Raw genomic sequence first — 25,349 nt, 5'->3', positions numbered from 1 at the left:
GCTCCGCTTACCTATCTAGTAATAGATAGCTTCAATGAAACCGGCTTCGGACGGAGAGGAGCTTGCGGTGAACGCGTCCCTGAACCCGATCGCCTTTGCGATGCGACACCCGGTCAGCGTCATGGCGGGGGTGGCGGCCCTGGCGGTCGCCAGCATTCTCGCCGCCAGGCGCATGGCCGTCGACGTCTTCCCCGCTCTCGATTTGCCGGTCATCTACATCGCCCAGCCGTACGGGGGCATGGACCCGAGTCAGATGGAGAGCCAACTCACGTCGTATTACGAGGGCCACTCGATCTACATGACCGGCATCCACCACGTCGAGTCGAAGAACATCCAGGGGATGGCGGTCATCAAGTTGTCTTTCTACCCCGGCACCGACATGGGGGGGGCGATGGCCGAGGCGGTCGGGTACACCGTCCGAGCCAAAGGGTTCATGCCCGCCGGCACGTTACCCCCGTTCATCCTGCGCTACGACACGGGGAGCGTGCCCGTCGGCTACCTGGTCTTCGAGAGCGACCGGGCGCGGAGCGTTGGCGAGATGACAGACCTCGCCCTGTTCCGGGTCCGAGCGATCTTCGGCAGCATCCCGGGCGCGTCGTCGCCTCCGCCGGTGGGGGGCAACATCCGCTCGATCGTCATCAACCTTGACCCCGAGCGTTTGAGGGCCTATCGCCTATCGCCCGACGACGTGGTCGCCGCCCTGAGCAGCGGCAACCTGGTCGTCCCTTCGGGGAACGCCCGAATTTCCGACCGGGCCCCGATGGTACCCTCGAACGCCATGGTCGCCGACCCTCAGGCGCTGGGAAGCATCCCCGTGAGGCCTGGGGAGAACCTCTACATCCGCGACCTGAGCACCATCTCCGACGCGACGGACATCGCCAGCGGCTATGCCCTGGTCAACGGGAAGCGTTCGATCTTCCTGATGGTGAGCAAGCGGGCCGACGCCTCGACGCTGGCGGTCGTCAATGCGTTGAAGGCCAACCTGCCCCGGATGCAGGAGGCGCTGCCGACGGATATGCACATCCGATTCGAGCTCGATCAGTCGCCGTTCGTAACCCGGGCGATGTGGGGCGTTGGCAGCGAGGGCCTCCTGGGTGCGGCCCTGACGGGCCTGATGGTACTCCTATTCCTCCGCGACTGGCGGAGCGTGGTGGTGGTCGTGCTCAACATACCGCTGGCCTTGATGGGCGCCCTGGTGGCGCTCTGGGCGTCGGGGCAGACGATCAACCTGATGACCCTGGGAGGGCTGTCGCTGGCCGTGGGCATCCTGGTGGACGAGGCCACGGTCGAGGTGGAGAACATCCACTCGCAGATGGAACACACCGAGTCCGTGGCCGAGGCGGTGCGTCGGGGCAATGCCGAGACGGCAGTCCCCCGGCTCCTGGCCATGCTCTGCATCCTGGCCGTGTTCCTGCCGGTCTTCGCCATGGAGGGGGCCGTCCGCAATATGTTCGTGCCGCTGGCGATGGCGGTCGGATTCGCGATGATCACCTCCTATTTGCTTTCCAGCATGTTCGTGCCGGTGATCTCGGTCTGGATGATCCGGCGGCACGGCGGCACTCCCGACGAATACGGCACGACATCCTCGGGCGTTTTCGGGCGAGTCCAGCAAGCTTATGACCGCGTGCTCCGGGCGGTGATCCACAAGCGCAAGACCGTGGTGGCGGGTTATCTCGTCGCGAGCATGATGACGCTGGTCTTCGTGGGGAGCCGTGTCGGCCGGGAGATCTTCCCGGCGGTCGACACCGGACAGTTCCTCCTCCGCCTCCGCGCCCCCACGGGCACTCGGATCGAGCGGACCGAGGAGATCGCCCGGCAGGCCCTGGATGTGATCACGTCGGAGGCTGGGTCCGACGCGATCGAAGCCACGGTGGGCTTCATCGGGGTGACACCCCCCACCTTCCCCAACCAGAGCGTCTACCTCTGGTCTCGAGGCCCGGAAGAAGCCGTACTGCGGATCGCCCTGAAGCACGGCTGTGGAGTACGGGTCGAGGAGCTCAAGTCTCGGCTGCGCCGCGAACTGCCGAAGCGGCTCGGACCGTGGCTGGAGGCGAAATGGCGGGGCGAGGGGCTGGCCTCCGACGAAGTCTCCAGGCGCCGAGATGCCCTCCGCTTCTCCTTCGAACCGGCCGACATCATCAACGAGGTCATGAGCTTCGGCTCGCCCACGCCCGTGGAGTTGGTGATCCATGGCCCGAACCTGCGCGATGACCTCGCCTACGCCCGTAAGGTGCGGGCCGAGTTGGAGAAAGTCCCGGCCGTCCGCGACCTCCAGTTCGGGCAGGCGCAGGACTTCCCGACCGTCGAGGTCACGATCGACCGAGAACGGGCCGGACTGAGCCAGGTAACGGTGCAAGAGACGTCGAGGGCGTTGCTGTCGGCAACGTCTTCGAGCCGGTACGTCGTCCTGAACTACTGGGCCGACCTGGCCTCGGGCAACGGCTACCAGGTCCAGGTGCAAGTCCCGCCGCCTCGCCTCGATTCGTCGCAAACAATCGGGGCGATCCCGGTCAAACACACCTCGAGCAACCAGGTCTTGCTCCGCGACGTGGCCCGGGTGCGCGAAGGGGTTCGGCCGGGCGAGTACGACCGGCTCGACATGCGCCGGTACATCAGCTTGACCGCGAACATCGAAGGGAGCGACCTGGGACGGGTCGCGATCGACATCGATCAGGCCCTGGGCAGGGCCGGCCCTCCGCCCCGAGGGGTGCGGGTGGATGTTCGCGGACAGATCGAACCGATGGGGCAGATGTTCGGCGGCCTGTCGGTGGGCTTGGTGTTGTCGGTGGTCTCGATCTTCCTGCTCCTGACCGCCTACTTCCAGTCACCGAAGCTGGCCTTAGTGTCCGTCGCGGCAGTCCCGGCGGTCCTGGCGGGTGTCGCGGTGATGCTCTTCCTCACGGGAACCACCCTCAATATCCAGTCGTTCATGGGTGCGATCATGGCGATCGGGGTGGCCGTGGCGAATGCCATCCTGTTGGTGACCTTCGCGGAGCGGGGCCGACGCCGCAGCCCTTCGCCCGAGGCGGTCACCCGTGCCGCGCTCGAAGGAGCACGCCACCGCGTCCGACCGGTCTTGATGACGAGCTGCGCCATGCTGGCCGGCATGGTGCCGATGGCATTGGCGATGGGCGAAGGGGGCGAGCAAACCGCCCCACTCGGCCGAGCGGTCATCGGCGGGCTCGTGGCCGGGACGTGGACCACCTTGTTCGTCTTACCCTCGGTGTTCGCGGTGATTCAGGCCCGAAGCCGGACCGTGTCCGCCTCGATCGACCCGAGGGACCCCGAGAGCGTTTATTTCTACCCGGGGGCTGACCAGGCGTCCGACCGATCAGCGCCCAATTACTAGAAAGTATTCACGTCCTGAATGGAGATTCCTCCGATGAAGCTGATCCCGTCTCTCGACATCTCGGGCCACCGGAAGTGGCTTTTGGCAAGCAGCCTCGTGGCGCTGGTCGTGGCGGCAGGGCTCGGACACGACCGCCGCAGGCGGGTCGACAACTCCCCGAAATCGAAGCCCGTCCTGACCAAAAGGGTCGTGGAGGTTGAGGCGATCCGGCCGAGACTCGCGTCGATGGCTCGCAGCATCGAGCAGCCGGGGCAGATCGACGCATTCGAACGGACTCCCCTGTACTCCAAGATCCCTGGCTTCGTCGACCGCTATCACTTCGACATCGGCGACCGCGTCCGTAAAGGCCAGGTCTTGGCCGAACTCCGGGTGCCCGAAGTGGTTGAAGAGCTTCATCAGAAGGACGCGACCGTCCTCGAGGACGAGGCCTTGATCGTGCAGACTCGAGCGATGCTGCGGGTGTCCGATGCCAAAGTCACGCAATCCGACGCCACCCTTCGTTACTCGGGTGCGAGTCGGCTCAAGGCCGAGGCGACCCGATCCTGGTGGACTCTGGAGCACAAGCGTGTTTCGCGGTTGGTGGGGCGAGGTGCCTCGCCTCAAGCGGAGTTAGAACAGACCGACGAGAAGCTCAAGACGGCGGACGCCGCCGTCTCCGAGTCGGTCGCGGGCGTGGCCCTGGCGGAGGCGGCCCTCGTCGAGGCCAAGGCCCAGCGCGACAAGGCGGCCGCGGACGTCCATGTCGCCGAGGCGAGGTTGCGAGTGGCCCGCGCCGACCGCGATCGGGCGGCGGCGATCCTGGCCTACGCCCGGATCGAAGCCCCGTACGACGGCGTGCTGACACGCCGAGGGGTGGACACCGGCAGCTACGTCCAGCCGCCGACCAGCAATTCGACCGGCTCCGCACCTCTCTTCGAGATCGCGCGGACCGACCAGGTGCGGATCTTCGTGGACGTGCCCGAGGCCGACGCCCCGCACGTCAAAAGCGGCGGGCCGGCCAGGGTCATGGTGCAGGCGCTGGGGGACCGGGAGCTTCCCGGTCGCGTGACCCGCTCGAGTTGGCTCCTGGACGACCGGACGCGCACCTTGCGTACCGAGATCGATTTACCCAACCCCGACGGTGTCCTCCGGCCGGGGATGTACGCCACCGCACGCATCCCCGTCCCACGCCCGGAGACGCTCACGTTGCCGGCCTCATCGGTCTTCCAACAGGACGACCAGATGTGGGTCGTTCGACTCGAGGGCAACCTGGCTGTCAGGACCCCCGTCCAGCTCGGACTTCGCGACCGTCAAAGAGTCGAGGTGTTGCGCAAGCAGAAATCCGCGCTCGAACAGGGCTTGCCCGCCGAATGGGTCGACTTCAGCGAGGCCGATCGGGTCGTCCGGGAGAATCCCTCCGCGCTGGTCGACGGCCAACCGATCACGATCCGAGCCGAGAGGACGTCAGTCGTAGCCTTGTCTCCAGGTCGCTGAGACGGCGGCTTCCCCGTCGGCGGCGAGGCTTCATGGGAGCGTCTCAATTCCAAGGAGAATGTCATGAGGATACTTCGCGATTCGAGAACGTGAAGCGGGCCGGCGACGATGTGCCCGCGACGCCCCGACCAAGGAACGGGCGAGTGGCCATTCCTTCGAGTGGATTGTCCCCCGGTCCCCGACTTGACGGGGCGGGCGCGTGGGCGTTCCAATCCTTGGGCGGTTCCGATGGGGTTCGGGAGACGGTCTGGTCGTGGCCGAGCCCGATTGCCATCGCCGGGACAGGGTCGGGGTTTACCTCGAGCTGCTCATGTTGACGCGTAGTCTCAACGTCCGTCTCGCCGCGCCGAGCTTTCTCATGAGCCTGCTCTTCCTCGGCTCGAGCCTCGGCGCGGCGGCCTATTTGCATCATCGGCTGTCAACCTCGCTGCGGGCTCTCGATGAGAGCCTTGAGGGCTGCCGAATCGCCGCCGAATTGCTGCGAGACTTGGAGGCCTTGCCCAGCAAAGATCCGGCCGATGAGGACACCGCACATCGGGGAATCGTGGGATGGATCGGCAGGGCTCGACGCTTCGCCGAAGGCGCGGAGGAACGTCGGCTGGTGGATGGATTGGAGGAGGGGTTTGACCTTTATCTTCGGAGCCAACTGAAGGCTTCCGCCGAGCCCGGCAAGCGGGATGGCCCTTCTTTCCTGGAAGCGAAGCTGATCCCCGCCGGTCGTCAACTGGAGCGGTTCAAGAGCGCGGAGCGGAAACGCTCCGAGCGTGCCCTGCAACGGATCGTGGCCTCGACCGCGTGGGGGCTCGTGAGCGTCGGGGTGGCGGTCGCGGCGGTGGGAGCACTCTTGGGCTACGTCGTCGCCCGGAGGCTTGGCCGCGCCGTCTTGCGGGCCGAGTCGCTGGCCGAGGTCGGGCAGGTCGCGGCGGGATTGGCCCATGAGCTGCGGAATCCCCTCACGGCGATCAAGATGCTCGTCCAGGCCAACCGAGAGGATGCCGAATCGCAGGGACTCCCGGCGGAGGATCTGCGAGTCATCGAGATGGAGGTCCGCCGGATGGAGGATCGCCTCAATGTCTTCATCGACTTCGCGAGGCCGCCGAGGCCAGAGCGCCGGCTCGTCGACCTGAAGACGGTCGTGGATCAGACGTTGGCCCTGGTCGGCGGGCGGGCGAGGAAGCAGAACGTGACGCTGAAGTATGCCCCTCCCGCGTCTCCGGTCGAAGTCGAGGCGGACGGCGAACAGCTCCGACAGCTCCTGGTCAACCTCGCCTTGAACGCCCTCGACGTCATGCCGAGGGGCGGAGTCCTGGAAGTCGAGATCCGACGCACGGCGGACTTCCAGGTCGAGGTCATCGTGCTCGACACCGGGCCGGGCATCCCTCCTCGGCATTTTGCTCGTTTATATGAGCCGTTTTTCACAACAAAGGCGACCGGGCTGGGGCTCGGCCTGCCCGTCTCGCAGCGGATTGCCCACGACCACGGCGGGATGCTCCACGCCACCAACCATCCCCAAGGGGGCGCCCGGTTCATGCTCCGCATGCCGGCCCGCGCCGGGTCGAGTGCCTGAGCGTCGAGGAGTTGCGGAATGGCGAAGATCTTGGTGATCGACGACGAGACCTCTATCCTGCACGCCTTCCGACGGGCGTTCGGCGACCCGAACGACCTCCTCCTGACGGCCGCCACCGCCGAGGAGGGGCTCGCCCTCGTCTCGAGCGATCAACCGGACGTGGTGGTCTTGGACCTGAATCTACCCGGCGCCCACGGGCTGGACGTGTACCGCCAGATCCGGGGGGTCGACGCCCGGATCCCGGTCATCTTCATCACCGGACACGGGACGACCGAGACGGCGATCGAGGCGACGAAACAAGGGGCTTTCGACTATCTGCTCAAGCCGCTGGAGCTCTCGCAGGTGCGCGACCTGGTCGAGCGTGCGGCCGAGATCAGTCGGCTGGGGCGAGTCCCGGCGGTCGTCCCCGACGAGGCCGTCCCGGCGGGGACGGCGGCCGACGTGCTCGTCGGGCGATCCTCCCCCATGCAGGAGGTCTACAAGGCGATCGGGCGGGTCGCCCCACAGGACCTGGCCGTGCTGATACTGGGCGAGAGCGGCACCGGCAAAGAGTTGGTGGCCCGCGCCATCTACCAGCACTCTCGACGCGCCGCCGGCCCATTCCTGGCCGTCAACTGCGCCGCGATCCCCGAGACGCTGCTGGAGAGCGAACTCTTCGGACACGAGAAAGGCTCGTTCACCGGGGCCGATCGGCGTCGGATCGGGAAATTCGAGCAATGTTCCGGAGGCACACTCTTCCTCGACGAGATCGGCGACATGACGCCGCTGACGCAGGCGAAGTTGCTCCGCGTCCTCCAGGACGGCCGCTTCGAACGAGTGGGAGGGAGCGATACGATCCAGGCCGAGGTGCGGATCATCGCCGCGACCAACCGCGACTTGGCTCTGATGGCGGCCTCGGGGGAGTTCCGCGAGGACCTGTACTACCGACTCGGCGTCGTCACGATCACGCTCCCGGCACTCCGCGAACGGCCCGGAGACATCCCCCTCCTGGTCGACCACTTCCTCAAACGCTTCAGCCCCGAGATGGGCAAGGCCATCGTGCAGGTGGCCCCCGACGCCCTGGAGTTGCTCTGTCGCTACCCGTGGCCGGGCAATCTCCGCGAGCTCCAGAGCGTGCTCCGCCAGGCCTTGCTCCGGGCGCAAGGGCCGTTGCTGCTGGCCGACTTCCTCCCCCCTGCCCTCCGCGGCGAGGCACCTTCGGAATTAGGCCCGTTGGCGGCCGGCTTCGACTGGGAAGGGTTCCTCGACGATCGCCTCCGGGCCGGCTCCCAGGACCTTTACGCGGAGTCACTTTCCCTGATGGAGCGCTCGCTCGTGACTCGAGTGTTGCGCCACACTCGGGGGAATCAGCTCCAGGCGGCGAAGATCCTGGGGATCACCCGCGGCAGCCTCCGGACGAAGATCCGCACCCTCGGCATCACGATCGAGCGCTCGATCTCGCCGCCCGAGGACCATTTGGCCGATTGAGACCGGCAGCCTCGAGTCCAACCTCGCCGGTCAGTCGCGACCGAAGAATCGCAGCAGGGCTCGCCGAGGCGAATTCGGAGGACCTCCCGCCACCCTCGGAGGGCTTGAATCACCCGCCGTCGTGGAGGGTGGTGCATACGGCGCTCCCCCCGCCTCCTGGACGACGACCGGCTGGAAGGCCGGCGCCGATGCGGAGAAGCGGCCCCCACCCCCATTGGCCACGTCGAGCGAGCGGACGTTCGCCTCGGTGACCATCGGGTTGTGGCCTTGCCAATGGCTCTCGGCCACTTCCATCAGGTTGAGCGGGGCGTACTGCGCTTCGCCGCCGACGGCGATCCAGTCGCAGGAGCCGGCGGCGGACTCGTCGACCTCGCCGTTGGCCCCGTAGACCAGCACATATTCATATCGGTTGACTCGCGGCTTCGGGTCCTGGCCGTTCAGGTCCGAGCCGTTGTTCGCAAAGAGCTCGAGCTCGATGCGGACTCGGCGGCCTCCGGCGCCTGGGACGGCGTGGAGCCGGGCCGTGTACTTGCCGACGCCGTGGTTCCAGACCTCATCCGGCCCTCCCCTCGGCGGGAACGCCCTCAGGTTGGCGAGCATCGCCAGCTTCCTCCCGCGGATGTTCCCCTCGAGCACGGCGTGGAACCGCGGCACGTGGGCGTCGCACGGGTCGAAGCCGGGACGGGGCGGCCCGGGCGGGATCGCGTTGGCGTTGTCCCCGATGCGGTGGTTGTAGTGGTTCTCGCCCAGCTCGGCCCAGAGCCCCTTCAGTTCGTCCCGCGACAGGCCAGTCCCAGGCGCCGGGTTCGGCTCATTCAGCATGATCGAGGCAACCGCCCCTCCGAGGCAGTGCCCAGGCCAGCGCTGGATGGTCTGGCTCTGACTGTAGGCAGCCTCCCACCCCCGGGCGGAGAGCCCGAAGAGGCGGTCATACTTCAACAGCGGAGCAGGCGTCTGGTAGAGGACTCCATCGGGTCCGATATAGCGCAGGTCATCATAGAGGTTGGGAAACCAAGTCGAGGTATCGCCGGGGGCCGGCCGAGTCTCGAGCAGACCGTTGGCACCTGGCATGATGATATCTTGTCCCGGTGCGATCGGAGCACCGAAGGGAGCAGCGATCACGTCGTCGCCGGCTGGCGCCGGGGTGTCGACGACCCCGTTCCCGCCGCTCCAAGGCTCGTGGATCGAATCCCCTTTGGTCGGCCAGTAGTAGTAGTTCCAGGGCATCCGGGCCGCCAGGCCGACCTGCTCGAATGCCGTTTTAACGGTGAACGTCGAACCCGGCCGGGTCCCCGAGACTCGGAACGTGTACCACCCGTGCGCGCCGGGCCCACCGGATTCTCGTCCGTTCGTCCGAGGTCGCCCGTCCGGTCCGGTCAGCGCCTCGATGGTGCCCTCGCTCGACCGGATCGTCAGAGTACCGCCATATCGCGTCGGCACGTAGACCCCGAAGGTGCGATCCCCGACCTGTCGGTCCAGGGCGCCGCCGAGGGGGACGGGTCGAACCTGCTCAGCCCCCATCGACCCGCGGCAGGCCCAGAGCGATCCCAGGACGACTCCGACAATCGCAACACCGCGTGTGCAACCAATATGCATGCCGCCTCCCGAGGAGAGGAACGATTCCATTCCGGCCATCCCCCCCACGCCTTTGACTCTAGATGGCCATGAATCTGGGCGACTTAAGGGGGCCGAGGCAGAATAGACACGTTCTGTGCCATTGCGACACCGAGGCAAGAATACTCCGGGAGCCTGGAGCAAGATTCTTACACGGATGAGACTTGCGATGAGTGTTCCAAGATCTCTGAGGGTTGGCGCTGGCGACGAATCGATCTGAGTCGAGGACTTCGCCTGGCCGGATAGCAGTCAGACTGGTCGCTGGGCGGCCAACGGAACCGTCGAGGAGAATGGTTTGTCCGGGCGGTTGGCCTATGAAAGTTGAGCCCCTCTCGCACACCGATCGACGGCACGGAGTGATGCTGAGTCCATGTTCGGCCATCGGTGAAAGTGACCGGGGATCGACCAGCCTGGTCGTCGCTCGATCAGACGTTGTGGCGAAGGAATGGGGTGAGCGGACTGGAACTGTCGGCGACTCACTCCGCCTCTTTTGGCATAACGCGTGTTCCGGTTGAGAAATACAAAGGCCTCCACATTCCTCATCGCCCTCCCTCTTCCCTCTGGCACGGTTGTTGCCAAATGGTAGGCCGGCAACCTCCTGCGACGTTGAGCAACCCGGCTGCCCCGCAAGCGGTCGGTCCTCACCGTCGTCGGTGGTTGCTACAAAGGCAAAGGCAGGGTGGCTCCACGTTCTCGCTTGACGAGCGCGAAGGCCGGTCACGAGGCAGGGACCTTTGCGAGGTCGCTCTCCTCCTGCCCGAGGCGATAAGGCCCATCGCCTGGCCGGCAGGGCAACGTCAACTTTCCGGTGGTGGATCCGCCCGAGAGCCGGCCCTTCACCAGCGGTTGCTGGGACGGCAATGCCAGCCGGCAAGTCCGCGAAAGGCGACCGCCCCCCCAGGTCTCTCAATCCGGACGACGCCTCCCTCTGAGTCCCTTTCCCCCCCACTCAGAGGGAGGTCCTTCTCATGGTGCGAGACAGGCGGCATTTCTTTTAATGAGCACTCGTCCAGCTCGTGGCGCCGGACGAGGGACGCTCCGTCGAGGGCAGCGGCCAAGCTTTAGAGGGCCGCTTCGAGGATCCCGAGCAATTCCTCGTCGGAGAGCGTCACGGGATTGCCCTTCATACTGCTCGCGACTCGGGCGAGTGGGACGAGGCGTCGGCAATCGTCGAGAGACAGGCCCGAGTCCCGCAAGGGCGGGATTTGAAGGTCCGCGCGGAGCTCGTGCACGCGGGCCACGCCGTCGCGGGCATTGGCGGAGGGATCGCCGGAGAGGAGTCTCGCGACTTCGGCGTATCGCCCAAGGGTCGATGCGTCACCACGTTCGTCGGCCACGCGGAGGTTGGCCTCCATGACGAAGGGGAGCAGCTGGGCGCACAGAGCACCATGGGCCTGGCCTGTGGCCCCGCCGAGGACTCCCGCGAACCCGTGCACCGCGCCAAGCTTGGCGTTCGCCAGGGCCACACCGCTGAACAGAGCGGCGAGGGCCATGTCCTCACGGGCCGCGAGGTTCGACCCGTCGCGATGGGTGATCGCCAGCGAGCGAGCCGCTCGCGCGAGCCCCTCGCGGCAGAGTCCGTCGGTGAACGGGTTGGCCGCGTTGCTGACGAACACCTCGATGAGTTGCGTCAGCGCATCCAAGCCGGTGTACGCAGTGACCTTGGGCGGGAGTGACAGGGTCAACTCGGGATCGACGACCGCGACACGCGGCAGTAGGTAGGGGCTGCGCAGGCTCGCCTTCACCCCGTGCTCGGGCACGTCGAGCACCGCGTTCCGTGTCGCCTCGGCCCCCGTGCCCGCGGTCGAGGGGACGGCGAGGATCGGCACGCCGGGCTCCCGGAGCGGCCACCCCTTCCCGACGAGCTCGAGGTAATCGAGGGCGTCTCCCGGATTCGTGATCAGGGCCGCCACGGCCTTCCCGGCGTCGATCACACTCCCCCCGCCCCAGGCGATCACCAGGTCGCACCGTTCCTCGCGAGCAACCCGCACCGCCTGGTCCACGAGAGTCGTGCTCGGCTCCCGGCCGACGTGGAAAACCACCGAGCCGACGCCGACTGCATCCAGTTCCCCCGAGAGAACGTCACGCCCGCGGCCGGAGCTTCCGAGGACCACGAACGCGCGACGTCCCAGATCTTTCGCCAGGCCAGGGACCTGCCGAGAAGTCCCGACCCCGTAGACGATGCGACTCGCGGTCGCGAACTCGAACGTCATGGGGCGCCATCCCCGGGGTACACCTTGTCGAACTTCGCACTCGATCGGGGCACCGCCATCATCTCGGCCACGGTCTCGGCCCACCGCTTGTAGTGCGCCGTCTGCTTGTGGGCCGCGGGGGCCTCGGGCGTGAGGTAGATTTCGACCAGCACGAACCGCGTGGGATCATCCTGCTGTTGGAGCACGTCGAACCGGGCGATGCCCGGCTCTTGCAGGCTGTTCCTCGAGTTCTCGATGCTAGCCGCCTTGAACGCGTCGATCGCGTCGGGCTTCACCTGGATCTGGACGTGGACGATCAGCATGACGCGCGATCCCTTCCTTTCGAGTTGGAGACGCTGAGATTCCTCGCTGAAGTCCACCGAGTCACATGCGATTGACCCGGCAAGAAACACACCACAAAGGGACCAAAACGAGAAGGGCCCCCGAAGAATGCATCGGAGGACTCTGGTGTCTCGGGATCCTGACCGTTGTGCCTTGGTGCCCTTGTGGTGAGGGAGTCGTCTGAGAGACGGTTCGATGGAGCTCCGTCAAGCTTCTCGAATAGACACGATGGACGAGGGAATCTCAACGGCGTTGTGGCCGGGTCGAAGCGCAGCGCGACACCCTGGACCTCGAGATGTCGAGGAACCCAGGGCGTCGCTACGTTCCAACACGGCCACGCACATTTCCCGATCCGGCTATCGCCCGAAACCAGGTTGGGCACGGACTCTCACTGACCTGAACCGGGGCCCACACCGTCTCGCGGTGAAATGTTCATTTCATCGGATCGGAAGGATTGGTATTGGTGGGGATCGGCAGGGGGAGATTGTCCGGAGGAGGCGGCGGTGTCGTCATCGGCGGAGGGGGGACCGCACCGAGCGCCGCGGGGGAGCTAGGCGGAGGCGGGAGGAGAGGAGGGACCGGCGGCCGGGACGGGACCGGGACGGGCTGGGGGATCGGGACGGGCTGCAGATTCGCCACCGGCAGCGGGTACATCGGCTGGTGGGGATGATGCGGACTCGCGGGGATCCCGCGCGGCCCGCAGATGGCGGGGGGGTCGTAGATGTAGCCGGTCGGCGGGACCATCCCCTGCTGCAAGTAGAACCCCAACTGCGGATACATGTCGGCATGTTTTCCGAACAAGAACCGCCCCATGTCTCCGCCGTAATTGGTGTGGGCGAAGCGTGCGCCGAGGCCGAGGTGACCGCCGTGTTCTCGTCCGCAACGAGGGCACGCCGCGATCGACGGGGCGGCTGACGCGACGACCGCCAACAGAGTCATGGGCATCACGATCCTGGAAACCCGCATCTTTCCCTCCTTCGGAAAGGATCGCAGGAGCTCGAATACGTCGCAGGGGGGCCTGGTCAAGTTGTCATCCGGCGAGAAAGTCGCAAGTTCAGACGACAGACGCGAGCAACCTGGTCGACACACAACCATAATACAAACATAAAACTATTATATAAAACAAATAATTTTCATCATACATTACAGGCTCCTCCGAGCATGCCCCGCAAATCCCGACAGCCTGAACGCCTCCTTCTCACGGTCTCAACCAACCACGACTCATAAGCCACAAGGCATCAATCACTCGTCCCCACGGTCCCCGTGGGGATGCCGCACTCGGACGCTCTGCGTCCTCTTTTTTCGACTTCGGAAGGCCGCCCAGAATCAGTCAGAGCGAGCGAACGTGCCCCTTGCAGGACTCCCGTTCCGATTCTTCATCGGCGACCGTGGCTTGATCCGGATCGTGTCGCTTCCGTACGTCCCAGGAGTCGACCGCGGCCCGAAATACCGAGGCGGAGCGTCGAGGACGGCATTCCCACGGGGACCGTGGGAACGAGGCCTGAATCTCCGGCCAGGGATGACCCCGGGTCTGGAAGTTGTTTGGCAGCCGCGAGTCTTACCCCCCGTTTTCTGGGTAAGGGATAGCGATCCCTTAAGATTGGGACTCCGGACGCTCCGCGTTTTCTTTCCGAGCCTCGGAACGAACCGATGGATTCATGGGAATACGCAGGATTCGATCCCTCCCCCGTGAGCGCGACTTGAGCGGATCGACTCCCCAACGTCTCCCGATATTCACCAACAAGCCGCGACGGGATCGAGTCGGCACAAACCATCAATCCGCTACAACCGCTCCAACTAACGGTTTCGGCAATCCTGGGCATCGAGTTGAGCGAAAGTCGCGAACGGCCCGAGTGGACCGCAACGAGGCCAGGCGACGGCAGCGACGGTGAGTTCGGCAACGATCGACTTCCTCCGCCGACGAGTGAACCTGGAGCGACCACCGCGGCTCGGCGCAACACCAGGACTCGAACCGGATCTGGAGTTCTTGTGACTGGTTCGAGTGCGGTGGAATCTCCTGTCAGCGAATCCCGATCCTGCGGAGGTGTTGGCGATGACGGAGGCCGAAATCGAGGACATGATCGCCGGCTTCGAAGACGGCTCGCTGCCGAGGTCGGAGTGGACCCACGGAAACCATCTGGTGATGGCTCTCTGGTACCTCCGATCTCTCGACCCGGCCGAGGCCGGTGCGAAGATTCGGGACGGGATCCGGCGATACAACGGACGACAGGGGAATCCCGGCGGATACCACGAGACCATCACGCGAGCCTGGATCGTCGTGATCGAACGGTTCCTCGGCACGAAGGATCGGGCCGTCTCCGTTGCCGCACTCGCCGAGGAGTTGCTTCAAGAGTGCGGAGACACGGAGTATCTCCTCCGCTTCTACTCCCGGGAACGCCTCTTCTCTCCCGAGGCGAGGCTGGTCTGGGTACCTCCGGACCTGCGTGGCATCGGAGAATCACCGCACTTCGCCGCTCGGAGCGACGGAAGGCTCGAAGGAGAAGCCTCGGGTCTCCAGTGAGTCGGTGCGGAGGATGCCGCAGTTTGCTTGGAGCCCATCCTGTGGATTCGTCTCTCGACCTGCCTGTATCTGGGAGAGGTCAGTCCGACGGCGTCACTTCAATCGTCGTCGCCAGGCGAGCTCGGCGCGCTGGGGGCAGCCGCAGCGCCAGAGGCCGGCTTTGGGTTTGCGGATCCGGTGGTGCACGGTCTGGCAGCCGGGGCAGCGGGCCTCCCAGTTGGCGGACTCTTCGAGGGTCGCGGGGACGTCGGGACGTCGGCTCGGGTCGCCCTTGTATTCGAAAACGAGGGGCGAACGGCCGGGGCATCGGCAGCGATAGCCCCCGAGGCTCATGGGGCGTTTGTAACGGTGGAAGGTCCGTCGGCAGATCGGGCAGGTGGCTTGCCAATCGCCCGGCGTTACGACCGTGTCGCTCGAGGTGTCGCAGGCCCGCGGCAACGCACCCAATCGGATGGCGATGGCTTTCCACGCGGGGCCGTGCTTGGCGGCGGGGCCCGCGATGGCGTGGGCGATCTCGTGTCGGAGGGTGTCCAGGACGACGGCGGGAGGGTTATTCTTCGCGTAGTACTGGGAGATCTCGATCCGCCTCGACCGGTACTTGCACACGCCCAGCCGGCGTTTCGTGCCGGCGAAGGCGAACGTCCACCCGCGCAGCCCGTGCGCTGTCATCTCTCGGACGGCGATTCCCGCCAGTTCCGCCAGGTCCATGACGAACGCTCCGAGGCCTCGGGTCGGTTCGGCGAATCATGCCCATTATGGGCGATTCGTCCGATGAAGTTCGACGGCAATTCTCCTAAGGCCATCGGCCGAGGCTGGTCGGGTGGGTGTCGAGTCCCGGACTCACGTCCGGGACCCAAGGTCAACGCAAAGGCGCGTGATGGGCCGTCAAACGCGGGTCAAATAGGCGGGTGGGACCGTGTCAGTGAGCCAAACGCCGTTGGTCGAGACGAAGAAGGTGTGGCCGTCGCGTCGCATCGTCGCGGCATCGACCTCGAGGATGAGCGGTTTGCCCCGACGGGCCCCGACCTTGCGGGCCGTCTCGACGTCCTTCGAGAGGTGGACGTGATGGCGACGGCCTCGGATCAGGCCTTGCTCGAGGATCGAAGAGAGCACGCGGTCGACTGTCCCGTGATAGAGGATCTCGGGGGGTTCCGTCGGCTCCAGTTCGAGGTCCACCTCGACGCTGTGGCCCTGGTTCGCCCGGATCAGGTCGCCGGTTTCGTCGAACGAGAACCGTCGCTTGTCGTTGGTCTCCACGACCTCGACGAGATCGTCGTAGGGGATCGGGAAGCCTCGACGCTCGGCGGCAATGAGCAAGTCGTCGACCGAGACCCAACCACCCTGGCGGAGGGACAACCCCAGTTCTTCCGGCGCGTGGCGCAGGTATTTCGCCAGGAATTTGCTGATGGTGACGAGCCGCTTGTCCATGCGAAGGGCCTCACGCAGGCGGTGAAGTCTCGCCCCTCCCGGCCGCGGACGCCTTCGACGGGGCAGTCGACACATTGACACGGTGCGGGATTACGGGGTTCGCCGCGATTGGAGTATGATAAGTCAAACGACGTGCCATCAAGAGGTCGACGAGGGGGACGTGTCGATGGCGAGGAAGAAAGGCAAGCCGCCCAAGAAGACTCCGAAGCGAACGATTCGCGAAAAGCCGAAGTCGGAGCCTTCCGTCGGCTCGCCCATGCACGACCGAAGGGCCCTTGAAGGAATCATGCGCGGGCTCCTGGGGGATGCCCTCGGCAAGCCCGACGAATCTCCCCTGGGCAAGGCGCAACGGCTCATCGACGAGGCCTTCTACGCTTCGGATCCGAGGGAACGACTCAAGATCGCCCGGCAGGCCCTGGAAGTCTGCCCCGACTGCGCCGACGCGTACGTCATGCTCGCCGAGGGGGCCAAGAGCCGGAAAGAGAGCCTGGAATTCTACGAGCAGGCCGTCGTCGCGGGTGAGCGGGCGCTGGGGCAGAAGGTGTTCCTGGAGGACGTCGGCCACTTCTGGGGACTGCTTGAAACTCGTCCCTACATGCGGGCACGCGAAGGCCTGGCGACTCTGCTCTGGACCATGGGTCGCCGCGACGACGCGATCGCCAACCTCCAGGACATGCTCCGCCTGAACCCGAACGACAATCAGGGGGTGCGCTACACACTCACCGGATGGCTCGTGGCCGAGGGGAAGGATAAGGAGCTCGTGACACTCCTGAAGGCGTACGACGAGGACGACTCGGCGTGGTGGCTCTACTCCAAGGCCCTCATCGCCTTCCGGCAAGGAGGGGACTCCGCCGAAGCCCGCAAGGAGCTCAAGCACGCCATCCAGCAGAACAAGCACGTACCGATCTACCTGCTCGGCGAGAAGATGCTCCCGTCGGATCCCCCCGACTCCTATTCGTTTGGAGCCGAGAGCGAAGCCATTCTCTACGTCGGGAACGCCCTGGGAGGCTGGAAGTCGACGCCGGGGGCGCTCGCCTGGCTCAAGGAGTCGACCCCGAGGCCGAAGCCGAAGGCACCGGCAAAACCCAAATCCAAGGGGCCGACCCCCGCCGTCCTGAAACGCCTCGAGAAGCTCTCCCAGGAGTTCGACGTCTGGCAGGCCGACTTCCGCCAGATCAGCCACCGGATCGACGTGGAGGGGGACGTCATCCAACCCTGGATGACCCTCGTCTCGAGCCGGTCGAACGAATTTGTCCTCGCCCAGAAGATGGTCCTGGACGTGCCCGACCCGAGCCTCATCTGGGACCTGCTCGCGGAGGCGATGCGCAAGCCCGCGATGGGCGAACCGCACCGCCCGACCGAGATTCAGGTTCTCGCCGGAGACCATTGGGACACGCTCGCGCTCCCGCTCGAGTCGCTCAACATCACAATCTCGAAGGTAGACACCCTCGATCAGCTCGATGCCCTCTACGAGGATCTTGCCAGGTACCTCGCTCGAGATCAGCCCCCGGCGCTCCTCGAGATGCCCAGGATCGACGTGCCCAAGCTGGCCGGCTTCTACGAGGCCGCCGCCGAGTTTTACCGCAAGGCCCCCTGGCGCAAGCTCGGGTACGAGGCGGCGATCCAGGTAGACTGCCGCCAGTTCGAAAGCGGCCCGTGGTACGCCATCGTCATGGGGCAGTCGGGCATGACTCTCGGCGTCGCCCTGTACGACGACCTCGATATCCTCAAGAAGCTCTGGACCGGCAGCATGAGCGACGAGGAGAACGCCCGGGAGAGCGTCGCCCTCACCGTGACCTTCGACACCGAAGACGAGATACCCAACGGCGACCTCGACGCCATCGCCCACCACAAGTTCGAAATCGCCGCCCCCGACGCCTTCCCGTTAATCTTCCGCAAGGAACGCGGCCTCAGCATGCGTCCCCCGCTCGCCTGGGAGCTCGAGCTCATGGAAGGCTGCCTCCGCGTCCTCCCCGAGTTCGTGAAGACCCACCGCCAGGACGACCTCTCCCAGCAGTCCACCACCGTCGACGTGGCGACTCGCAAGCTGGACTTCGTCCTCTCCTGGGTCGGTGATTGAGCCGAGAGACGCCCTTCAGGACGACGTCACGAGCCTCGCCGCCGGCCGTCACGGCGAGGCTTCCGACGATTGTTTGCGTAATGTTTGACATCGCGTTCGTCGGCGATCCATAATCGGCGCGACGACGACCGAATTGGGAGCTCGCGAGGGGCCCGGAATGAGACTCGAGACCGTCATCCTCGCCACCCTCTTGGCTGGTTCTCAGCCCGTCTCGGCCGCGTCGCCGGAGGTGGATTACGCGCGGGACGTCAAACCGATCCTGACCGGCCGCTGCGCGAGCTGCCACGGGGCAATCCGGCAGAAGGGGGGGTTGCGTCTCGACGCGGCGGAGCTCGCCCGCAAGGGGGGCGAGGGGGGCCCGTCGATCGAGCCGGGGAAGTCGGACGAGAGCCTCTTGATCGATCGCGTCACCTCGACCGATCTCGAGGAGCGGATGCCCCCCGAGAGCGAGGGGGTCAAGCTCGACGACGCGGAAGTCGCCGTCCTCCGCTCGTGGATCGACCAGGGGGCGAAGGCCCCTCCCGAAGCCATCCCCGACGACCCGAGGCGTCACTGGGCCTACCAGGAGCCCGCACGCCCCCCCGTGCCGGCGACCGAAGGACAGGGTCCGTTTCCGAATCCGATCGACGCATTCCTCGCGAGGGCCCACAAGGCGCGAGGGGTCCAGCCAGCCCCGCCCGTGGACGACGACCTCTGGCTCCGACGCGCCACCCTCGACCTGACCGGCCTGCCCCCGTCTCGGGACGAACTGCTCACCTTCCGGGTCGACACGTCGCCCATCGCACGCGAAAAGGTGGTCGACCGCTTGTTGGCCAGCCCCAGACACGGCGAGCGCTGGGCGAGACACTGGATGGACGTCTGGCGCTATAGCGACTGGTATGGCCTGGGGGAAGAAGTCCGGTTCAGCCACCTTCATATCTGGCACTGGCGGGATTGGATCGTCGAGTCACTGAATGCGGACAAGGGGTACGACCGGATGGTCGTCGAGATGCTCGCCGGCGATGAGGTCGCGCCGGAGGATCCCGAGACCCTGCGAGCCACCGGATTCCTGGCACGCAACTGGGACATCTTCAACCGAAATACCTGGCTCGCCAACACCGTCGAGCATACGGCGCGGGCGTTCCTCGGGGTCACGATCCAGTGTGCCCGATGCCACGACCACAAGTTCGACCCCGTCTCTCAGGTTGAATACTACCGGCTGCGGTCCTTCTTCGAGCCCTACCACGTCCGGATCGACCGCCTTCCCGGCCAACCCGACCTCGCCAAAGGGGGGCTCCCCCGCGCGTTCGACGACTTCGTCGACACCCCGACCTACCGCTTCATCCGAGGCGACGAGGAACGTCCGGACAAGGCCAAGCCGATGACCCCGGCGACGCCGGCCGTGCTCGGCGGGGGTGAGATCCGGATCGAGTCGATCCCCCTGCCCGTCTCGGCCTCGTGCCCCGACAAGCGTGGGTTCGTCATCGAAGAGACCCGACAGGCCCAGGACCAGGCCGTCGCGAAGGCGAAGACGGCCGCCGAGGACGCTCGCCGGGCCGAAGACGGGGCCGCGAAGGCCCTCGCGAAAAGCCAGGAGGCCGATCGTCTCGCCCTCGCCGCCTTCCTGAGCGCGAATGGCCAAGGCGATGCCCTGAAGCCCACCAGAGACTCGGCCGCGAAGGCCCTCGAGGCCCTGGCAAAGGACCGGCAGGCGGCCCGGCTCACCTCGGAGGCCCGGATCCTCGCCGAATCGGCCTTGGCGTTGGCGGAAGCCCGGCGCGAGGCGACGCGGGCCATCCTCGACGTCGAGCGACTCGAGGACACCGGGGCCAAGAAGGACGCCCCCGAGGCCTGGTCCGAGGGCGCCCGGCGTGCCTCCTCGGCGCAGGCCAGACTTGCTGTCCTCGAGGCCGCGCACGAGCGAATCGCCACCAGATCCGCCGAGGAACGCGCCCAGCGAACCCTGGACGGCCTGGCCGCGAACCCTACCAAGGACGCGAACGCGGCGGTCGCCCTCGCCAAGGCCGCGACCGAGTTGGCGGACGCCCGGCGATCTCTCGGGCAGGTGGACGCCCGCCTTGCGAAGGCCGAGGCCGCATCCAAGGCCCCGGCGTCGACCGCCTACACGCCCCGACCACTCAACTTCCCCCGGGCCAAGACCACCTATCGGGGAGAGGATGTCAACACGCCTTATCGCACCGCGAGCACCGGCCGACGGCTCGCCCTCGCCCGCTGGATCACCGACCGGAAGAACCCGCTGGCCGCGAGGGTGGCGGTCAACCACATCTGGGCCCGCCACTTCGGCGTGCCGCTCGCCGCCTCGACCTACGACTTCGGCCTCCGGACCGCGCGCCCACCCCTCTCCGAGCTACTCGACTGGCTGGCGGTCGAGCTCATGGAGTCGGGCTGGAGCATGAAGCGGATCCACCGGCTAATTGTGACGTCGGAGGCGTACCGGATGCGTTCGTCGGGGGTTTCCACGGCCTCGACGAACGCGTCGATCGACCCGGACAACCACCTGCTCTGGCGGATGAACGTCAAGCGGATGGAGGCCGAAGTCATCCGCGACAGCCTCCTCGAGCTTGCCGGCAAGCTCGACGGCCGGATCGGCGGGGCCGACGATCCGGTCGCCTCCGCCGAGGCGGGGACCCGCCGGTCGATGTACTACCGATATGCGAGGAACGAACGCATCCCCCTGCTCTCGACGTTCGACGCGCCGAGCATCGAGGAATGCTACCTGAGGCAGGAGTCGATCGTCCCGCAGCAGGCCCTCGCGCTCACCAACAGCGGGATGGTCCTGTCGAGGGCCGGCGAGTTGGCCGAGCGGATCGCGAAGGAGGTCGGAACGCCCGACCAGCCCGGGGCTCGGGAAGAGTTCATCGTCTCCAGCTTCGAGTACGTCCTCGGCCGATCTCCCTCGGACCTCGAGCGGGTCGAGAGCGTCCGGGCTCTGGAGCAACTCACCGGCGTCCTGGCCGGGGAGAACCGGCCGGGGACCGACCCGAAGGCCAGGGCCCGCTCGGCGTTCGTCCACGTCCTGCTCAACCACAACGACTTCGTCACGATCCGCTGACCGGGCGACCGAGGCCCTTCGCCGACGAACGAAGAAGGGGCGAATCCCAATGTACCGCGGCCTTCCGATCGACCTGGGAACCACCCGTCGCGAGTTCGTCTCCGAACTCGGGATGGGCTTCGTCAGCCTGGCCCTCGGCGCGATGCTAGGGCGCGACGAGGTCGTCCGCGCCGACGAGCCGAAGGGGTGGGACTCGTCCAAGGTCGCGCCTCGCCCCGCTCGGGCCAAGCAGGTGATCTGGCTGCAGATGCGCGGGGGCGTCAGCCACCTCGAGAGCTTCGACCCCAAGCCCGCCCTGAACGCCCATGCGGGGAAGACGATCGCCGAGTCGCCCCACAAGTCGGTCCTCGACTCGCCGAACCTCAAGAACGTCCGCGAGCAGGTCGCCAACAACATCATCGACAAGCAAAAGGCCCGGATCTATCCGCTCCAGATCGGCTTCGGCAAAGGCGGGCAGAGCGGGATCGAGGTCAGCGACTGGTGGCCCCACCTCCGGACCCGCGTCGACGACCTCGCCGTCGTCCGCTCGATGTGGACCACCGACAACAACCATGGCGCCCAGATGGAGCTCCTCACCGGGAGGCACCTTCTCGACGGCTGCTTCCCGACGGTCGGGGCCTGGGTCAACTACGGCCTCGGCTCCCTGAGCGACGACTTCCCCCAATTCATCTCGATGGGTCCGCAGCTCGACTCGCAGTGCTCGGGCGGGACCGACTCGGCGTATCTCGGCCCCGAACACGCCGGGGTCCTCCTCAAGGTCGACCCGGCGAACCCCCTCCCCTTCGCCAGCCCCGAAGCCCCCGTCGGCTCGGGCGAGGCTGCGGCCAAGGCGGACATCCTCGGCCGGCTGAACCGGCTCACCCTGGCCGACTACCCCGACGACGCGAAGCTCCGGGCCCGCATCAAGTCGTACGAGCTCGCCTTCCGGATGCAGACCGCGGTCCCCGAAGTCCTCAAGTTCGACGCCGAGAACGAGGCGACCCGGCGGCTCTACGGGCTCGACCAGGACGTCACCCGGCCGTTCGGCCAGCAGCTCCTCGCCGCGCGTCGGCTGGTGGAGCGCGGGGTCCGATTCATCCAGATTTTCCACGGCGAAGGGGCCGCGGGGGCCTGGGACGCCCACTCGAACCTCCGAGGCAACCACACCACGCTCTGTGCCCAGGTCGACAAGCCGATCGCCGGCCTGCTCACCGACCTGAAGCAACGCGGACTCCTCGACGAGACCATCGTCGTCTGGGGCACCGAGTTCGGCCGGACCCCGTGCGCCCAAGGCGGCGACGGCCGCGACCACCACAACTACGGCTTCTCCATCTGGATGGCCGGCGGCGGGATCCAAGGTGGCGTCGTCCACGGAGCCACCGACGAGCTCGGCTTCCACGCCGTCGAGCACCGCCACTACGTCACCGACATCCACGCCACCGTGATGCACCTCCTCGGCCTCGACTCCCGCAAGCTCGAAATCCCTGGCCGGAAGCGCCTCGAGATCGAACACGGCAAGCCCATCCAGGAAATTCTCGCGTAGTGGAATAAAGGCGGGGAGGATTCACCGCAAAGGCACAAAGGACACAAAGGGAAGACCAAGAAAGACTCATAATATCTTTCTTGGTATTCTTTGTGTCCTTTGTGGTGAATCCTCCCCGCCTCGGGGCCTGGAAACCGTCGAGGATTCGTGAGATCCTGGCCTCTTCGTTTTGGAGGCCGGGAGGATCGTCCATGTCAGACGGGTCGAGACGTCGACCGATACATCACCACCTGTACTTCCAGGTGCTCGTCGCCATCGCGATCGGAGTCATCCTGGGGGCCACGGCCCCCTCGACGGCGACGGCGATGAAACCGCTGGGCGACGCCTTCATCCGGCTCATCAAGATGATGATCGCGCCGATCATCTTCTCGACGGTCGTGGTGGGGATCGCGAAGATCGGCGACCTCAAGGAGGTCGGCCGTGTCGGCCTCAAGGCCCTTGCCTACTTCGAGGCGGTCTCGACGCTTGCACTGCTGATCGGCCTCGTCATCGTCAACGTCGTGCGGCCCGGCGACGGGATCAACGCCGACGTGAGTACGATCGACACCAAGTCGATTTCGGGATATGCCGCGAGCGCCAAGACCCTGTCGATGGTCGATCACCTCCTGAACATCATCCCCGAGTCCGTCGTCGGCGCCTTCGTCGGGGGCGAGATCCTCCAGGTCCTGCTCTTCTCCATACTCTTCGGCCTCGCGTTGGCGCATTACGGTGAAAAAGGGCGTGCCCTGGTCGAGTTGATCGACGAATTCTCCCACGTCCTCTTCGGCGTGATCGCGATCATCATGCGTGCCGCGCCCGTCGGAGCGTTCGGGGCGATGGCATTCACGATCGGCAAGTACGGGGTCGGGGCGCTCCTCTCCCTGGGCAAGCTGATGGCCTGCGTCTACCTGACGTGCATACTCTTCATCTTCGTCGTGCTCGGGCTGATCGCCCATCTCGCCGGGTTCAGCCTCTGGCGCTTCCTCGTGTACATCAAGGAAGAGATCCTGATCGTCCTCGGCACGTCGTCGTCGGAGGCCGCCCTGCCCCGGATGATGACCAAGCTGGAAGGCGCCGGGTGTGCCAAGCCGGTCGTCGGGCTCGTGATCCCGACCGGCTACTCGTTCAACCTCGACGGCACGTCGATCTACCTCACGATGGCCGCCATCTTCATCGCTCAGGCCACGAACGTCCCCCTGACGCTCGGCGAGCAACTCTCGATCCTCGCCGTCCTGTTGCTCACCTCCAAGGGGGCCGCCGCCGTCACCGGCGGGGGCTTCATCACCCTGGCCGCGACCCTCTCCGTCACCGGCAAGGTCCCCGTCGCCGGCCTCGCGCTCCTGCTCGGGATCGACCGGTTCATGTCCGAAGCCCGCGCCATCACCAACCTGATCGGCAACGGAGTCGCCACCGTCGTCGTCGCCCGCTGGGAGGGGGCGGTCGACATGGATCAGCTCCATTCGGTGTTGGGAGGGTCGGGGAAGACGACCTTATCAACAGATGACGTCAATTAAGTCAGATAGAATTTTCAAAGAATATTAATAATTTAAATTGTTGAATTTCAATACTTTCATTTGTGTTCCATCCTTGGCTAAATGTCCATTGGCCAGAGGCACGATCCGCGGCTAGACTCACGGAGTCCTGACGCGTCAATTCCACAGGGAGCGAACGACATGACTCTACGCACTAGCAAAGCGGCGGCGATGTTGGGCTTGGGCCTGATCCTAAGCGGTCCGGTCGGAGACGTTTGGTCCGACGAGGCCAAGCCGACGGCGAAGGTCAAGCGAGAGTCGATCTACGACGCGAAGGCCGACGCCGAGGCCCTGATGGCGAACGCGGCGGCGAAGGCGAAGCGGGAGAACACGCGGATCCTCCTCATGTTCGGCGGGGACTGGTGCGGTTGGTGTCACAAGCTCCACGGCCTGTTCAAGTCGGATCCGGAGATCGCCACGCTCTTGCGCAACGAGTACGTCCTGGTCCCGGTCGACACCCAGGCGCCGAATGCCGGAAAGCTCCTCGACGAATGCAAGGCGCAGCTCGTCGCCCAGGGGGATAAGAACGTCGTCGGATACCCCTTCCTCGCCGTGCTCGACGCCGATCGCAAGGTCGTGACCGCCCAGCGGACCGACCCGCTCGAAGAAGGCGACCACCACGACCCGAAGAAGGTCAACGAGTTCCTCGCCCGCTGGAAGGCCGACCCGCTCGACGCGGACAAAGTCCTCGAAACGGCCATGACCCAGGCCAGTGAGCAAGACAAGCGGATCATCCTCCACTTCGGCGCCCCCTGGTGCGGCTGGTGCCACAAGCTCGACGACTTCCTCGCGCGGGAGGAGATCGCCAGGATCCTCGGGCCCGATTACATCGACCTCAAGATCGACCTCGACCGGATGACCGGCGCCAAGGCGATCCAGAAGCGATTCCGCCCGGACGAGTCGGGAGGGATCCCCTGGATCGCCATCCTCGACGCCAAAGGCGAGGTCCTCGCCACCTCCGACGGCCCCAAGGGCAACATCGGACACCCCGCCAAACCCGAAGAAATCGCCCACTTCCTCGACATGCTCAAGAAGACGGCCAGGAAGCTCGAGCCAGGGCAGATCGATCGGATCGGAGAAGCCCTCGGTAAGGGAGCCGGGAGCAACTCGCCACGGAACTGATTCCGAGGATTGAACACGGATCGGGAAAAATCAATCGATCCGCGGATGACTCAGATGAACCCGGATCTTTTTAAAATTTTCTTTTAAATCTGCGTTCATCTGAGTCATC

16 protein-coding genes are annotated in these 25,349 nt (G+C 65.8%); 10 read left to right on the top strand and 6 right to left on the bottom strand.

Annotated elements, in window-relative coordinates:
- The first annotated feature begins 67 nt into the window (after positions 1 to 67).
- The 4 genes from ACYOEI_RS26695 to ACYOEI_RS26680 all read left to right on the top strand — a co-directional run bounded on the left by ACYOEI_RS26695 (position 68) and on the right by ACYOEI_RS26680 (position 7,856).
- Entirely contained in the window at positions 68 to 3,349 is a 3,282-nt protein-coding gene (locus ACYOEI_RS26695) for an efflux RND transporter permease subunit (RefSeq protein WP_462852692.1), read from the top strand.
- Between the two features lie 33 nt (positions 3,350 to 3,382).
- A complete protein-coding gene (locus ACYOEI_RS26690) occupies positions 3,383 to 4,822 on the top strand; it encodes an efflux RND transporter periplasmic adaptor subunit (protein WP_462852691.1) in 1,440 nt (479 codons plus the stop codon).
- Between the two features lie 310 nt (positions 4,823 to 5,132).
- Complete coding sequence (locus tag ACYOEI_RS26685; RefSeq protein ID WP_462852690.1) at positions 5,133 to 6,389, top strand: sensor histidine kinase; 1,257 nt, start codon at positions 5,133 to 5,135, stop codon at positions 6,387 to 6,389.
- A gap of 18 nt (positions 6,390 to 6,407) precedes the next feature.
- Positions 6,408 to 7,856: a sigma-54-dependent transcriptional regulator gene (locus tag ACYOEI_RS26680; RefSeq protein ID WP_462852689.1), complete on the top strand. Its 1,449-nt coding sequence runs from the start codon at positions 6,408 to 6,410 to the stop codon at positions 7,854 to 7,856.
- 30 nt (positions 7,857 to 7,886) lie between these two features.
- Here ACYOEI_RS26680 and ACYOEI_RS26675 read toward each other — a convergent pair whose 3' ends face one another.
- The 4 genes from ACYOEI_RS26675 to ACYOEI_RS26660 all read right to left on the bottom strand — a co-directional run bounded on the left by ACYOEI_RS26675 (position 7,887) and on the right by ACYOEI_RS26660 (position 12,970).
- The gene (locus ACYOEI_RS26675; RefSeq protein WP_462852688.1) at positions 7,887 to 9,482 is read right to left on the bottom strand and encodes a hypothetical protein; all 1,596 of its coding nucleotides are present in this window, start codon (positions 9,480 to 9,482) and stop codon (positions 7,887 to 7,889) included.
- A 1,049-nt stretch (positions 9,483 to 10,531) separates the two neighbouring features.
- The gene (locus ACYOEI_RS26670) at positions 10,532 to 11,683 is read right to left on the bottom strand and encodes an iron-containing alcohol dehydrogenase (RefSeq protein WP_462852687.1); all 1,152 of its coding nucleotides are present in this window, start codon (positions 11,681 to 11,683) and stop codon (positions 10,532 to 10,534) included.
- On the bottom strand, positions 11,680 to 11,985 hold the full coding sequence (locus ACYOEI_RS26665; protein ID WP_462852686.1) for an antibiotic biosynthesis monooxygenase: 306 nt from the start codon (positions 11,983 to 11,985) through the stop codon (positions 11,680 to 11,682). The genes ACYOEI_RS26670 and ACYOEI_RS26665 overlap by 4 nt, the downstream gene beginning before the upstream one ends.
- A 451-nt stretch (positions 11,986 to 12,436) precedes the next feature.
- Positions 12,437 to 12,970 (bottom strand): hypothetical protein, encoded by a 534-nt coding sequence (locus tag ACYOEI_RS26660; RefSeq protein WP_462852685.1) that lies wholly within the window; start codon positions 12,968 to 12,970, stop codon positions 12,437 to 12,439.
- A gap of 1,087 nt (positions 12,971 to 14,057) precedes the next feature.
- Between ACYOEI_RS26660 and ACYOEI_RS26655 the strand changes: the two genes are divergently transcribed.
- Positions 14,058 to 14,525: a hypothetical protein gene (locus tag ACYOEI_RS26655; RefSeq protein ID WP_462852684.1), complete on the top strand. Its 468-nt coding sequence runs from the start codon at positions 14,058 to 14,060 to the stop codon at positions 14,523 to 14,525.
- Positions 14,526 to 14,618: 93 nt separating this feature from the next.
- On the opposite strand, the gene ACYOEI_RS26650 is transcribed toward ACYOEI_RS26655, so the two are convergent.
- The gene (locus tag ACYOEI_RS26650; RefSeq protein ID WP_462852683.1) at positions 14,619 to 15,233 is read right to left on the bottom strand and encodes a SprT-like domain-containing protein; all 615 of its coding nucleotides are present in this window, start codon (positions 15,231 to 15,233) and stop codon (positions 14,619 to 14,621) included.
- Positions 15,234 to 15,410: 177 nt separating this feature from the next.
- Complete coding sequence (locus tag ACYOEI_RS26645; protein ID WP_462852682.1) at positions 15,411 to 15,953, bottom strand: RNA 2'-phosphotransferase; 543 nt, start codon at positions 15,951 to 15,953, stop codon at positions 15,411 to 15,413.
- A 166-nt stretch (positions 15,954 to 16,119) separates the two neighbouring features.
- On the opposite strand from ACYOEI_RS26645, the gene ACYOEI_RS26640 reads away from it, so the two are divergent.
- The 5 genes from ACYOEI_RS26640 (at position 16,120) to ACYOEI_RS26620 (ending at position 25,240) form a co-directional block, all read left to right on the top strand.
- Positions 16,120 to 18,033, top strand: a complete 1,914-nt coding sequence (locus tag ACYOEI_RS26640) for a DUF6930 domain-containing protein (protein ID WP_462852681.1) — start codon at positions 16,120 to 16,122, stop codon at positions 18,031 to 18,033.
- A gap of 157 nt (positions 18,034 to 18,190) precedes the next feature.
- Positions 18,191 to 21,085 carry a PSD1 and planctomycete cytochrome C domain-containing protein gene (locus ACYOEI_RS26635; RefSeq protein WP_462852680.1) on the top strand — a complete coding sequence of 965 codons (2,895 nt, stop codon included), beginning with the start codon at positions 18,191 to 18,193 and terminating at the stop codon, positions 21,083 to 21,085.
- A gap of 49 nt (positions 21,086 to 21,134) precedes the next feature.
- Positions 21,135 to 22,607 carry a DUF1501 domain-containing protein gene (locus ACYOEI_RS26630; protein ID WP_462852678.1) on the top strand — a complete coding sequence of 491 codons (1,473 nt, stop codon included), beginning with the start codon at positions 21,135 to 21,137 and terminating at the stop codon, positions 22,605 to 22,607.
- A 191-nt stretch (positions 22,608 to 22,798) separates the two neighbouring features.
- Positions 22,799 to 24,100, top strand: a complete 1,302-nt coding sequence (locus tag ACYOEI_RS26625; protein WP_462852677.1) for a dicarboxylate/amino acid:cation symporter — start codon at positions 22,799 to 22,801, stop codon at positions 24,098 to 24,100.
- A 159-nt stretch (positions 24,101 to 24,259) separates the two neighbouring features.
- Positions 24,260 to 25,240: a thioredoxin family protein gene (locus tag ACYOEI_RS26620; RefSeq protein ID WP_462852675.1), complete on the top strand. Its 981-nt coding sequence runs from the start codon at positions 24,260 to 24,262 to the stop codon at positions 25,238 to 25,240.
- Positions 25,241 to 25,349 lie beyond the last annotated feature (109 nt).

The organism is Singulisphaera rosea, from assembly GCF_054877945.1.
Note: the sequence above shows the minus strand (reverse complement) of the source record. Positions and strands in the feature narration are given on the sequence as shown.

Coding starts and splice junctions, on each gene's coding strand:
- ACYOEI_RS26690 (WP_462852691.1), top strand. CDS start 3,383: ATGAAGCTGATCCCGTCTCTCGACATCTCGGGCCACCGGAAGTGGCTT.
- ACYOEI_RS26685 (WP_462852690.1), top strand. CDS start 5,133: ATGTTGACGCGTAGTCTCAACGTCCGTCTCGCCGCGCCGAGCTTTCTC.
- ACYOEI_RS26680 (WP_462852689.1), top strand. CDS start 6,408: ATGGCGAAGATCTTGGTGATCGACGACGAGACCTCTATCCTGCACGCC.
- ACYOEI_RS26675 (WP_462852688.1), bottom strand. CDS start 9,482: ATGGAATCGTTCCTCTCCTCGGGAGGCGGCATGCATATTGGTTGCACA.
- ACYOEI_RS26670 (WP_462852687.1), bottom strand. CDS start 11,683: ATGACGTTCGAGTTCGCGACCGCGAGTCGCATCGTCTACGGGGTCGGG.
- ACYOEI_RS26665 (WP_462852686.1), bottom strand. CDS start 11,985: ATGCTGATCGTCCACGTCCAGATCCAGGTGAAGCCCGACGCGATCGAC.
- ACYOEI_RS26660 (WP_462852685.1), bottom strand. CDS start 12,970: ATGCGGGTTTCCAGGATCGTGATGCCCATGACTCTGTTGGCGGTCGTC.
- ACYOEI_RS26655 (WP_462852684.1), top strand. CDS start 14,058: ATGACGGAGGCCGAAATCGAGGACATGATCGCCGGCTTCGAAGACGGC.
- ACYOEI_RS26650 (WP_462852683.1), bottom strand. CDS start 15,233: ATGGACCTGGCGGAACTGGCGGGAATCGCCGTCCGAGAGATGACAGCG.
- ACYOEI_RS26645 (WP_462852682.1), bottom strand. CDS start 15,953: ATGGACAAGCGGCTCGTCACCATCAGCAAATTCCTGGCGAAATACCTG.
- ACYOEI_RS26640 (WP_462852681.1), top strand. CDS start 16,120: ATGGCGAGGAAGAAAGGCAAGCCGCCCAAGAAGACTCCGAAGCGAACG.
- ACYOEI_RS26635 (WP_462852680.1), top strand. CDS start 18,191: ATGAGACTCGAGACCGTCATCCTCGCCACCCTCTTGGCTGGTTCTCAG.
- ACYOEI_RS26630 (WP_462852678.1), top strand. CDS start 21,135: ATGTACCGCGGCCTTCCGATCGACCTGGGAACCACCCGTCGCGAGTTC.
- ACYOEI_RS26625 (WP_462852677.1), top strand. CDS start 22,799: ATGTCAGACGGGTCGAGACGTCGACCGATACATCACCACCTGTACTTC.
- ACYOEI_RS26620 (WP_462852675.1), top strand. CDS start 24,260: ATGACTCTACGCACTAGCAAAGCGGCGGCGATGTTGGGCTTGGGCCTG.